A 12,578-nucleotide genomic window follows, 5' to 3' on the forward strand; every position below is an offset into this window, starting at 1 on the left:
CCCATGATGAATGCCGACAGCCTCAAGTCCGCACCCAGTGATCCCGCCCTGCTGCGGGACATGATCCGCGAGGCGGAGGTGATCTCCTTCGACTTCTTCGACACCCTGTTCCTGCGCCCCCTGTGCGACCCGGAGGACCTGTTCGACATCCTCGGCCAGCGCCTGGGTCTGGCGGATTTCCGGCTGCGCCGCCGGCAGGCCCAGGCATTGGCCTTTGAAAACATGCACCGGCAGGGACGGCGGGAAATCACCCTGCAGGACATCTACGACTGCATGGCCACCCTGCCCCGGCCCGCCCATGAAGTCATGGCCCTGGAACAGGAACTGGAACTGGCGCTGCTGTCGCCCAATCCGGTGCTGGTGCCCCTGTTCCAGGAAGCCCTGGCCCAGGACAAACGGGTATTTATCCTGTCGGACATGTATCTGGATACAGATTTTTTCCTGACCTGCCTGCGCCGTCACCACCTGCCGGAAGTGCCGGTTCTGGTGTCCTCGGACCAGAACGCCACCAAACGGGATGATGGTGCCCTGTTTGCCGTACTGCTCCAGCAGGTCAACGTATCCCCGGACCGGGTGCTGCATGTGGGGGACAATCCCCATGCCGATGTGCGTCGGGCTGGAGAACTGGGGTTGCGGACCTTTTTATACCAGGAACCCGGTAAGCCGGTGCCGGTGCCAGAGGAAACCGCTCCCGCCACCTCCGTGGCCCGGGCACTGATCCGTTGCCACCGGGAATCCCTGCCCCCCGACACCTTCCGGGAACTGGGATTTCGCTACGGTGGTCCGGCGGCCCTGGGATTTCTGGAATGGATCGCCGAGCAGGCTAGGGCTGACGCCATCGACCATCTGCTGTTCCTGTCCAGGGACGGCCACATCCTGCACCGGCTGGCCGGCGACGGCGATCCCCTCCCGTTGCCCCGGCACGTCTACTTTACCGGCTCCCGGGTGGCCTTCAACCTGGCCGCCATGGGGGAGGACAACTTCACCGATTTCCTGCCCTTCCTGCTCTCCGGCGCCCATGGCCTGTCCCCCTGTGAACTGCTGGAGCGCCTGGGCGTGACGCCGCCGGCAAGCCAGGTGATGGCGGACCTGGGGTTGCCCGACGACCGCCCCATCACCGGGCGACAGGAAGCCCTGTTGACCCGGTTTCTCTGGGCCTGCCGCTGGGACATCCTCAAGGTCTGCCGCCGCAACCGCCAGGCCCTGTTCCGCTATCTGCATAGCCTGGGCATCCAGGCCGGCGACCGGGTAGCCATCGTCGATGTGGGCTGGAACGGCACCACCCAGGAGGCGTTCGAGCGGGCAGTGATCCCCATGCTGGATCTTCATGTGACCGGCTACTATTTCTGCCTGTCCACGGCCCCCGAATGTCTGTCCCGTCAGGGCCGTCACCGCATGAAGGCGATGGTATCGGCCGCGTCCACCTCCACCGATCAGGTGACCCGCCTGTATGGCAACCGGGTGCTGGTGGAACTGTTTTTCTCCGCTCCCCACCACTCCGTCATCGGCTGGCAGGCCCAGGAAGATATCATTGAACCAGTGGAGGACCCGGGCCGCCGGGAGGAGGGCGCCGGGTTGCTGGATCACGTCGCCGCCCTTCAGGAAGGCATGATGGACTTTGCCCGCGCCTATCGGGAACTGCGCCGCCGCACCGGCCTTGAAGGCACGCCCATGGACATTGCCCAGCCCCTGCTGGCGTTTGCCAGCGAGGGCCGCTGGCGCCGGTTGCCGATGTTGGCGGAAGTGAAGAATTTCGACGCCTGGGGCAGTTCCCGCAATCGGGATATCCTGCTGGGAGACTACTGATTGGGGGGGCAGGATGATGGGTTTGGATGACCGCATGGCTTCAGGATCAGCACAGGCCCCGGAGCAGGCCGGGGAAGACAAGGCCCAGGTGACGGTTTTGATCGTCAACTGGAATAGCGGCGCGATGTTGAAACACTGCCTTGAATGCCTGGCCTCCCAGTCATTGCAACCGGCCCGCATCATTGTCATTGACAATGCCAGCACCGATGATTCCCTCGCCCATCTCCACCCCCATCCAGCCGTCATGGTGTTGCCCCAGCAAAACAACCTGGGCTTTGCCGCCGCCAACAATCTCGGACTCAAACACTGCACCACCGAACTGGTGGCCCTGCTCAATCCCGATGCCTTTCCCCAGCCAGACTGGCTTGCGGCTCTGGTGTCCGCCGCCCGTCGCCATCCCGAATGTGCCGCCTTTGGCTCGATTCAGACCTGCCATCCCGACACCCATCGTCTGGATGGCACCGGAGACGTGTATCATCTCAGCGGCCTGATATGGCGACGGGATCATGGCGCACTGCGGGCAGATACCCTGACCCCAGCGGGGGACATTTTTTCCCCCTGTGCCGCTGCCGCCCTGTACCGGCGGGATGCGGTACAGGCCGTGGGGGGATTTGATGAGCGGTTTTTCTGTTATGCAGAAGATGTAGACCTGGGATTTCGTCTGCGTCTGGCCGGGCAGGTCTGCCGGGTGGTGCCCGAGGCGGTGGTGTATCACATGGGCAGTGCCACCACCGGAGGACAGCACAGTGCATTTGCCGTATATCACGGGCACCGGAACCTGGTCTGGACCTTTGTAAAAAACATGCCCGGACCGCTGTTTTGGCTATGTTTGCCCCTGCACCTGCTGATGAATCTACTGACCATTCTGGTGTTTGCCTATCGGGGCCAGGGCCGGGTCATCCTGCGTGCCAAGACCGATGCCCTCAAGGGGCTACCTGCCATCTGGCGTACCCGTCAGCAGGTGCAGAGAAATCGTCAAGTGTCATGGCATGAGATCTGGGCCGCCCTGGACCGGCGAATCTGGCGCCGCCGCTTCAGAGTCGTCTGGAGGCCGTGAAGCCGTGATTGCCGTTTCCATTGTCAGTCACGGCCACGGCGCCATGGTGGAGGCCCTGATCAGCCGGCTACTGGAGCTTCCCGAAGTTGCCCAGGTGATTCTCACCCTCAATCTGCGAGAATCCCTGACATTGCCCGCGGATCAGCGTCTGACCCTGGTGAAAAATGACCGGCCCAAGGGCTTTGGCGCCAACCATAACGCTGCATTTTCATTATCCCGTCAGCCATTGTTCTGTTGCATGAACCCGGACATCAGTTTGCCGGACAACCCCTTTCCGGTGCTGCTGGCCACCCTGGAGCGTTTTCCTTGTGCCGCCCTGGTGGCCCCGGCGGTGAGATCCCCCAGGGGCGATCTGGAAGACAGTGCCCGTCATTTCCCCACCCTGGGATCATTGCTATCAAAAGCCCTGGGACGGGGAGATGGTCGCTACATGATCACAACCGACCAGGGCATCATGTTCCCCGACTGGGTCGCGGGCATGTTCATGCTGTTCCGGCGGGGGGATTTTTCCACCCTGCAGGGCTTTGATGACCGTTTCTTCCTGTATTACGAAGACGTGGACATCTGCTTTCGTTGCTGGAGACAGGGGCTGCCGGTGGTGGTGGCCCAGGATGTGTCCGTCATTCACGATGCCCGCCGGGACAGCCATCGCAAGCTCTCCTACATGGTGCTGCACCTGCGCAGTATGGCCCGGTATTTTCTCAAGCATAGGGGCGGGGGAGGGAGGGATTAAGATTATCTATTAATTCATTCATTTCTTGTTTTGATGAGATATACTGAATTTCAGGCTTTTTTATCAGGAATTTTTTATGGTAAAGCGTAAAAAATCAGGTGGTTCTCTGGCAGCAGCAAGATTACATAAAAGTCAGCAGCAGCGAAAAAAAATACTGCAAAAAGCAGGGTTAGTGAGTCAAAAAAAAAATAAATTTGAACATCAAAATTCTCATCTTAAAAGCAGAGATTCAGAGTTGCATGAAGCAAAAAATGACTGCATCCAGATGAGAAACGATCGTGTGTTCGTCAGTGTGGCCGCATTTTGTGATCCTTGGCTACGTTTTACTCTGGAAAGTCTATTCGAGCAAGCACATTATCCAGACCGCTTGGTAGTTGGGGTAGTTGATCAGAGCTTTGATTCACAGCAAACCTGGATCAGACAACATCCTCGCGCTGATCAGATACGATATGTTCATCTAGATCCCTTACATTCAAGGGGTGTTTGTTGGGCAAGATCCTTGGTTCAGAGTTTATACGATAATGAAAGCTACTATCTGCAGATAGATTCTCATACTTGGTTTTCCAAGGATTGGGATAAAAAATTGATTCACCAAATCGAGCAGCTTGAGCAATTTAGTAATCGCCCTATACTAAGTATCTACCCGCCGCCATTTGACTTTGATGCTCATAATAAACCTTTTAAAAGGTTGCGAGATACAAATAGTATCGGTTTTTTTGAATTCAAGAACATTGATAAATTTACCATAGAAAATATTGTCATAAGAGCCAAAGTTGCCTACCAGGGTTTACCTGATTCCAATCATTTTTATGCGGCTCGTGGATATTATTTATCAGGCGGTTTTTTGATAACAAAAGGTCGATTTGTCCTAGATGTTCCTTATGATCCATTGTTTTATTTTCATGGGGAAGAGCAGGCGCTTGCCTTGCGTGCTTTTACTCATGGATGGGATATTTTTCATGGTCGTTACAGGGATGTTCCTTTGTACCATCTTTACAAATCATCAGATACCGAATATGACAGTCATCACTGGCGTAAGGATCTGGAGTCAAGACGAGAAGTGAAATTTCACCAACGTCGGGAAAAGGCTATTATGCGCCTGCACCAACTCGTGCAAGGTGAGTTACCCGAACCTTATGGTCTTGGACGCCACCGAACTCTGGAGGAATACAAGGAATTGAGTGGAATCGATTATTTGAATGGAGTTTTAAAAAACCCGGAAAAGATGAAAGTTTTTCGATCAAATTTTTGATTGAAATAAATTGTAATTAATAGTCAAAAGTTATTTTAATTTATATATATTGGAGCATTATTAATGAGTCGTTTTGTACCCTTGAGCGTAGATCGTTTTGGTGCCCTGCGTTGGTCTCGTTTTATCAACTATACTCATGTGTCTCAACTACACCTAATGCCCTTGGCAGCGCCAGAGATCAGCAAATCATCCAGTCATTTGCCGCTGACATTTGCTCGTGATAATCAGGGTAAAGTAGGGCTATATGTGTTGACGGGATTACGCCAGGGTGTGAACCATTGCCTGGATAGTAGAATGTTGTGGCCCAGCGGGTATGTGCCAGCTTTTGCCCGCAGTTATCCATTTCGATTGTTATCGCCGCCAGTGGGCAAGGGCGATGCAAATCAGCGAGTGGTATGTGTGGATATGGAGAGTGCATTAATAGGAGAGAAGGGGGATCTGGCCTTTTTCACGGACGGCAAGCCCAGTGAAGCGGTACAGGAGGTGATCGATTTTTTTGGTCAGATGGTAAAGCATTATGCTCTTACCGAACGTGCGGTGACTTCCTTGGATGCAGCGGGTCTGTTGTCTCCGTGGCATTTGCCGGGGACAGAAATCGCTGGATTGTTGCGTCTTGATGAAGCTAAATTGGCAAAGGTGGATAACGAAACCCTTTTTCAGCTGCATCAGCAAGGCGCATTAGCCATTGCTTATGCTCAGGCCCTCAGTACTCAACAACTGTTCCGGCTACAAGCCTTGGCCCGTCAGCATGACAAGCAACATCAATCGGTAGATTTGGACAGTCTGTTTAGTAACAGTTCCAACGAAGTGCTGAAGTTTAACTAGTTTTGATCAAGGAGGCATGATCCATGGTTTCTTCCATCGTCACTGAACGTCTAAGCTGTCTGGATGCCATTCTGGCAGTAGATGTGGAAAACGTTCTCAATAGCACTGATACTGATGCCACTCGGCTGGATGAAACATCCCAAGCCCAGTTGATTGCCGCAGTTGCCCTGCTCAGTACTGCGGTTGATGCCATCAGCGATTCCTGGATAGAACAGGCCATGGCCCTGAGTACTTATGGCGAAGCCAGGGCTCTATTTGACGGCCTTGAGACCAAGCTCTGAACATTCCCCCTGCCAGGATTTGAAGCAAAAATCCTGATTTGTGCTATACCAGTAGTTGGGGATACATTCTTCCGAATGGGTTTGATGCGGCCACTTTGTTTTTGTATCTTTTTGATATAACTTGATATTTTTCATTTTTAGGCAGTCATTCAACCGATTGTAGGGTCTGCCAACTACCCCCGCTCGAAGGCGGGATTCGGTTGCAGGCTTGAGGGAGGAGGAGAAACAGAGCGCAAGCTCTTCGCCACCAAGGCCTTTATCGAGCAGAGCCTCACGGTCCGGCGGGTGGAAGGCCTGTACTTTTTCGGCGGTTGCAATACTGTAGCCGCAATTCGTACCGCGATTGAAATCGCACGTTTTTCTGTGGAGAGATTATGATCCAACCTACATCCTACGAACAGTTCATGCTTGAACTGATCAACCGGGCCAGAGAGAACCCTTTGGGTGAGGCGCAGTTGCACAGCATTGATCTGAACCAGGGGCTTTCACCTGGTCAAATTTCTTCTGGTGCTAAGCAACCTTTGGTCATGAACCCATTGCTGATTGAGGCTTCCCGTTACCACAGCGACTGGATGTTGCAGACGAATACCTTTTCCCATACCGGGGCCAGTGGATCGTCACCAGGAGATCGCATGGCACAATTTGGCTACGAATTTATCCCGCCCTGGATGTGGGGAGAAAATGTAGCATGGCAGGGTACCACTGGTGCATTGCCCACGGACTTGACGGGATATATCCTGGATCATCATGAAGGGTTATTTCTGAGTCCGGGACATCGTGAAAATATTTTGAAGGAAGATTTTAAGGAAATAGGAATAGGCCACTCTCTGGGTAATTTTACTCAAGGTGCCTCAACCTACAGCGCGTCTATGGTGACCCAGAAATATGCTCTGTCGGGTCCCAACGTTTTTCTTAGTGGCGTAGTTTTCCAAGACTTGGATTCAAATCAATTTTATACGCCAGGTGAAGGACTTGAAAATGTCACTATTTCCTTGCCGGAGTTGGGCCTTGAAACCCAAACATGGGCCTCTGGTGGTTATCAGTTAGTAGTGCCCCAAGGTTCTCATCAGGTAATAGTTTCCGGTGAAAAGCTGCCCGCAGCCTTCACAAAAACCGTAACAGTAGAGGATAGTAACGTGAAACTCGATTTTATGGCGGATGAGTTATTCTTACCTGTCGATTATAGTTGGGATGATTTTGACTGGGATGATTTTGATGACTGGGACGACGACGACTTGGGATGGAATGATCCTTACTTGCCCCAAACCAGCGATCATTTTACATTGTACGATTCCAATGCTCAAACACCAAAGGATTTGTTGGATCAGATCTCGAGCAATTTGAATGGCATAGAAATTGTTGCTGGTAGTGTTAATTATATTGGCGCAGATCGTGCTGTATCGTTTTTTGATAACATTAATTTTGGTCCAGATGTGTTTATGGACAAGCCTGGTATTCTGCTCAGTAGTGGAATTGCCGCACCACCTTTGACTAATACCGAAACAGGCTACAGTGTAAACAACAATATGCCAGGTGATTCAGATTTTGATGCCTTGGCTACTGCAGCCTTTCCTGGTGCAGGCAAGACCTACGATGCTGCAATTCTTGAATTTTCCTTCAAGGTGACCAACCCTGGAGTGCAGTCGATTTCTTTTGATATCATTTTTGGCTCGGATGAATATCCAGAATTCATGGATAGTTCTTTCGTAGATATTGCAGCGGTCTTGGTGAATGGAAAGAATTATGCCCTGTTCGATGGGGATCCAACCAAGCCACTGAGTATCATCGGTGCCAATGTGGAGGGAGGCAGCTTCCTGAATAATGATATCCAGAGCGGGATGGGGCAGAAATCGCCTTACAGCATAGAGTATGATGGTATCAGTCCACGTCTTTCTATCAACATTCCACTAGATGATGATCAGGAAGTTTATGACGTGCGTATCGGTGTTGCAGATACCGGCGATAATATTCTTGATTCCGGTCTGTTTGTAAGTAATTTCTCCACTAATCTGTTCAGATTGGATGGTCTTCAGGTACAGAGGCAGGCTCCCCCCGAGGGCGGATTTGTTGGTCCTGCAGGTCCTGATACGGCAACACAGTTTTACAGTGGTGGAGGAGATACGATATTTGAGGGCAGTACAGCGCCGGATATCTACGACCTTCAGGCGGGTGGTAGTAACACCATTCAGGGTACCGCAAAGCAGCTGCATGCCGATAGTATTATCGGTTTTGACACCAATGACACACTCAAGGTTTTCGACAGCACGTTCACCAAAGACGATCTGACGGTGATTCTGGACGTGGCCATTCTTGAGTTTGACTCTACGGGAGATAACAAAAAGGATACATTGATTATTCTGCAGGGTGATTTCCAGGACGCCACATTCCATGTGGAAGCCTTCGATCAGGGAACCCAGTTGACCTTTGACGTAGATCAGCCCCCTGATACCCCGGAGTATGCAGGAGCCTTCATGGGCGCCCTGGCAGGCGATGATGTGGTGCTGAATGCAGTGCTTACCAACGTGTTCAGTGGTATTCTCGGGCGAATGCTGGATGTTGATGCCAATAACGAAATTCAGGCCACGCCAGTGTTCAATACCTTGGTGAAGGTATTTACCTTCATTGCCACACCAGTAGACCAAAGACCCGCCAATCCATTTGCTTATACTGACGCTGAAGTGAATGCGATTCATGAACAGCTCAAAGCCAGCAAGGCAGGTGGTACCGACAGCATCAATGCTGCATTCCTGAGCAGCAGCGCCAACTTCATGGATGCCCTGTATGATGTTCTGAATCTTGCTGCAGATACAGATCCAGACGCCATGCCGTCATTGTTTGCTGATGGATTGGACTGGATGAATCTGGAAGATCAGGCAATCGACGTGGCACCACTTGTTTTCACGGAGAGCACTTTGGTCTAAAAGCCCTTATCAATGCCGGTGCCCAATGCCGGCGTTGAACCATCGCAGTGAACCTGAATCCCCGTCTGGTTTAACCAGACGGGGATTTTTATGACTAAAATAAATTTTTTATAGATAATCGCTGTGTCGGTATTTTCTGTGCCCAGGGTATTTTTTTATTTTTCGTTATTGCTTATAATAAAAGTATTGTTTGGGTAAGTAGTAGGGAAGCTGGCATGAGGATGCAAAGTAAACACTGGCGTCAAAAATTGGTATCCAATAACTTGGCGCCAGAGACGTGGGGTCTTGCTTGTTCAAGACCCTGTTGTCGTGCCCGCCGCATGGTAGATATTTTCCGTTTGCTCCCCTCCTTTTGGCCGTATCTTTACGCATTCGTTTTTGTATACCTTATACCTCCTAATTTTTTTAGCGCCTGCTGGCGAGGCGTCAGCCTGCGCATGATTTTTGATGCTATACCCGTATTCTTGGTAGAACCTTAAGGTTTTATCATGTCGCAATAGATGGGAAAAGATCTGTAACGTAATCAAATTTGCAAAACTATAAAGTCTTGATTGTTGTTATTAAAAGTGAGGAAAAATTAAAAAAATAACATTTCAATTAATTACTAATTTTTACTAAATTTTGACACAGTAACGCTAAAAAGTGGAGTGTTAATCATGACGCAAATAAAAAATTTGACTGGTGATTTTGGCATGCAAGATGCGGGTAATTCTCGTTGGGATGCTATGGTGCTTCCCCCTTTGCCTGTTTCAGGTCAGGGGTCTGTTGGTTTTGATAGTGATACGCGAGACTGGTTTCGTTTTACTTCTCCGATTGATGGGTTTGTGAAAATTGAACTTGCTGATCTTAACGCAAATCTTGATTTATCAATAACTAGTTCTAATGGTAGTATTTTAGCTTCTTCAAATCATGGAGGAATAACGACTGAAGTTATTCAGCATCCGGTTAGGCAAGGTGTTGATTATCTAGTTCTTGTGCAACCTGGGGAATCAGGTGCAAAGTCAACGTATACCTTGAATTTTGGTCTTGATGGCGTGACATGGATTCCTGGTTTTGACTTTTTTTCTATGCAAGATGCTGGAAATTCTCGTTGGGATGCTATGGCGCTGCCGCCTTTTCCTGTCGTAGGAACAGGTAGTGTCGGTTTTGGAGGTGATTCAAGAGATTGGTATTCATTCACTGCACCCCATGATGGTTTTATTTTTATTAATTTATCAGGAATGAATGAAAATCTTGACTTAACGTTAACAAATAGTAATGGATCTACACTGAAAACATCAAATTTTGGTGGTACGACAGATGAACAAATTGCTCATTATGTTGTAAGTGGTTCAAAATATCATATTGTGGTCGAGCCTCAAGGTGGAGCACGATCCCATTACACTCTTGAAGTAAAGATGGAAGGTCAGGAGTATTCTAATTCACCACCTGTTGCTAATAATGATTTTGCCACAACGGATATTGGAAAAGCTGTTTCCATCAATGTTCTGGCAAACGATGTTGATCCTGATGGAGACACTCTCAGTATCCTCTCTTTTACAACGCCGTCCCATGGCCATGTGTCTGGATTAACTCCATTTGCTCCCCTTACTTATACGCCTATGCAGGGGTTTTCAGGAAAAGACAGCTTTACCTACACCGTATCTGATGGTAAAGGCGGCATATCCACGGCGACAGTAGAGGTGGCTGTGGGCAAAGATACTACCAGTCCAACACCGACAGAGGCCCCCACAGAGGCCCCCACAGAAGCACCGACAGAAGCCCCGACAGAGGCCCCGACAGAGGCCCCGACAGAGGCCCCGACAGAGGCCCCGACAGAGGCCCCGACAGAGGCCCCGACAGAAGCCCCGACAGAGGCCCCGACAGATGCTCCGACAGAGGCCCCCGCCAGCCCATTTAAGCTATACAATTCAAGTAATAACATACCAATGGATTTGGTCAATCAAATTGCAAGCAATTTGACAGGGATTGAGATTATCCCAGGTAGTGCCAATTACATTGGTGCTAACACTGCAGTGTCATTCTTTGATAGCATTGATTTTGGTCCAGATGTGTTTATGGACAAGCCTGGTATTTTGCTCAGCAGTGGAAGCGCTGCGCCACCTTTGACCAATACCGAGACAGGTTACAGTGTAGATAATAATATGCCAGGTGATTCAGGCTTTGATGCCTTGGCTACTGCGGCCTTTCCTGGTGCAGGCAAGACCTACGATGCTGCAATTCTTGAATTTTCCTTCAAGGTGACCAATCCCGCAGTCCAGTCGATCTCCTTTGATATCATTTTTGGCTCGGATGAATATCCAGAATTCATGGATAGTTCTTTCGTAGATATTGCGGCGGTCTTGGTGAATGGAAAGAATTATGCCCTGTTCGATGGGGATCCAACCAAGCCACTGAGTATCATCGGTGCCAATGTGGAGGGAGGTAGTTTCCTGGATAATAATGTCCAGAATTGGATGGGGCAAAAACCAACTTACAGCATAGAGTATGACGGTATCAGTCCGCGTCTTTCCATTAATATTCCACTGGATGATGATCAAGAAACTTATGATGTGCGTATCGGTGTTGCAGATACCGGCGATAATATTCTTGATTCCGGTCTGTTTGTAAGTAATTTCTCCACTAATCTGTTCAGATTGGATGGTCTTCAGGTACAGAGGCAGGCTCCCCCCGAGGGCGGATTTGTTGGTCCTGCAGGTCCTGATACGGCAACACAGTTTTACAGTGGTGGAGGAGATACGATATTTGAGGGCAGTACAGCGCCGGATATCTACGACCTTCAGGCGGGTGGTAGTAACACCATTCAGGGTACCGCAAAGCAGCTGCATGCCGATAGTATTATCGGTTTTGACACCAATGACACACTCAAGGTTTTCGACAGCACGTTCACCAAAGACGATCTGACGGTGATTCTGGACGTGGCCATTCTTGAGTTTGACTCTACGGGAGATAACAAAAAGGATACATTGATTATTCTGCAGGGTGATTTCCAGGACGCCACATTCCATGTGGAAGCCTTCGATCAGGGAACCCAGTTGACCTTTGACGTAGATCAGCCCCCTGATACCCCGGAGTATGCAGGAGCCTTCATGGGCGCCCTGGCAGGCGATGATGTGGTGCTGAATGCAGTGCTTACCAACGTGTTCAGTGGTATTCTCGGGCGAATGCTGGATGTTGATGCCAATAACGAAATTCAGGCCACGCCAGTGTTCAATACCTTGGTGAAGGTATTTACCTTCATTGCCACACCAGTAGACCAAAGACCCGCCAATCCATTTGCTTATACTGACGCTGAAGTGAATGCGATTCATGAACAGCTCAAAGCCAGCAAGGCAGGTGGTACCGACAGCATCAATGCTGCATTCCTGAGCAGCAGCGCCAACTTCATGGATGCCCTGTATGATGTTCTGAATCTTGCTGCAGATACAGATCCAGACGCCATGCCGTCATTGTTTGCTGATGGATTGGACTGGATGAATCTGGAAGATCAGGCAATCGACGTGGCACCACTTGTTTTCACGGAGAGCACTTTGGTCTAAAAGCCCTTATCAATGCCGGTGCCCAATGCCGGCGTTGAACCATCGCAGTGAACCTGAATCCCCGTCTGGTTAAACCAGACGGGGATTTTTACGGGCCTTCCTTGTCGCTTCTTCTCCGGTTTTGCTAGAATGCCCGCCCAAACCGGTCCTGCCCCCCGCAAGGA

At 50.4% G+C, this 12,578-nt stretch carries 8 protein-coding genes; all 8 read left to right on the forward strand.

Annotated features, from left to right (window positions below; all coding sequences use genetic code 11):
• The first annotated feature begins 3 nt into the window (after positions 1-3).
• The 8 genes from BMX62_RS05225 to BMX62_RS12890 all read left to right on the forward strand — a co-directional run bounded on the left by BMX62_RS05225 (position 4) and on the right by BMX62_RS12890 (position 12,414).
• Positions 4-1,806: an HAD hydrolase-like protein gene (locus BMX62_RS05225; protein WP_202906207.1), complete on the forward strand. Its 1,803-nt coding sequence runs from the start codon at positions 4-6 to the stop codon at positions 1,804-1,806.
• A gap of 34 nt (positions 1,807-1,840) precedes the next feature.
• A complete protein-coding gene (locus BMX62_RS05230) occupies positions 1,841-2,863 on the forward strand; it encodes a glycosyltransferase family 2 protein (RefSeq protein ID WP_090205436.1) in 1,023 nt (340 codons plus the stop codon).
• Positions 2,864-2,867: 4 nt separating this feature from the next.
• Positions 2,868-3,596, forward strand: a complete 729-nt coding sequence (locus BMX62_RS05235; protein WP_202906208.1) for a glycosyltransferase family 2 protein — start codon at positions 2,868-2,870, stop codon at positions 3,594-3,596.
• A gap of 76 nt (positions 3,597-3,672) precedes the next feature.
• On the forward strand, positions 3,673-4,848 hold the full coding sequence (locus BMX62_RS05240; RefSeq protein ID WP_090205375.1) for a GlcNAc-transferase family protein: 1,176 nt from the start codon (positions 3,673-3,675) through the stop codon (positions 4,846-4,848).
• A gap of 63 nt (positions 4,849-4,911) precedes the next feature.
• The gene (locus tag BMX62_RS05245) at positions 4,912-5,673 is read left to right on the forward strand and encodes a SapC family protein (RefSeq protein ID WP_090205378.1); all 762 of its coding nucleotides are present in this window, start codon (positions 4,912-4,914) and stop codon (positions 5,671-5,673) included.
• A gap of 23 nt (positions 5,674-5,696) precedes the next feature.
• Entirely contained in the window at positions 5,697-5,954 is a 258-nt protein-coding gene (locus BMX62_RS05250; protein WP_090205382.1) for a hypothetical protein, read from the forward strand.
• A gap of 374 nt (positions 5,955-6,328) precedes the next feature.
• Positions 6,329-8,875: a choice-of-anchor L domain-containing protein gene (locus tag BMX62_RS05255; protein WP_090205385.1), complete on the forward strand. Its 2,547-nt coding sequence runs from the start codon at positions 6,329-6,331 to the stop codon at positions 8,873-8,875.
• 656 nt (positions 8,876-9,531) lie between these two features.
• Positions 9,532-12,414 (forward strand): choice-of-anchor L domain-containing protein, encoded by a 2,883-nt coding sequence (locus BMX62_RS12890; RefSeq protein ID WP_162273503.1) that lies wholly within the window; start codon positions 9,532-9,534, stop codon positions 12,412-12,414.
• Positions 12,415-12,578: the final 164 nt, after the last annotated feature.

The organism is Ectothiorhodospira magna (genome assembly GCF_900110965.1).
Classification (GTDB): domain Bacteria; phylum Pseudomonadota; class Gammaproteobacteria; order Ectothiorhodospirales; family Ectothiorhodospiraceae; genus Ectothiorhodospira; species Ectothiorhodospira magna.

Bases quoted from the DNA above. Each gene is read 5' to 3' on its own strand.
- BMX62_RS05245 (WP_090205378.1), top strand. From the start codon at position 4,912: ATGAGTCGTTTTGTACCCTTGAGCGTAGATCGTTTTGGTGCCCTGCGT.
- BMX62_RS05225 (WP_202906207.1), top strand. From the start codon at position 4: ATGATGAATGCCGACAGCCTCAAGTCCGCACCCAGTGATCCCGCCCTG.
- BMX62_RS05230 (WP_090205436.1), top strand. From the start codon at position 1,841: ATGGCTTCAGGATCAGCACAGGCCCCGGAGCAGGCCGGGGAAGACAAG.
- BMX62_RS05250 (WP_090205382.1), top strand. From the start codon at position 5,697: ATGGTTTCTTCCATCGTCACTGAACGTCTAAGCTGTCTGGATGCCATT.
- BMX62_RS05255 (WP_090205385.1), top strand. From the start codon at position 6,329: ATGATCCAACCTACATCCTACGAACAGTTCATGCTTGAACTGATCAAC.
- BMX62_RS05240 (WP_090205375.1), top strand. From the start codon at position 3,673: ATGGTAAAGCGTAAAAAATCAGGTGGTTCTCTGGCAGCAGCAAGATTA.
- BMX62_RS12890 (WP_162273503.1), top strand. From the start codon at position 9,532: ATGACGCAAATAAAAAATTTGACTGGTGATTTTGGCATGCAAGATGCG.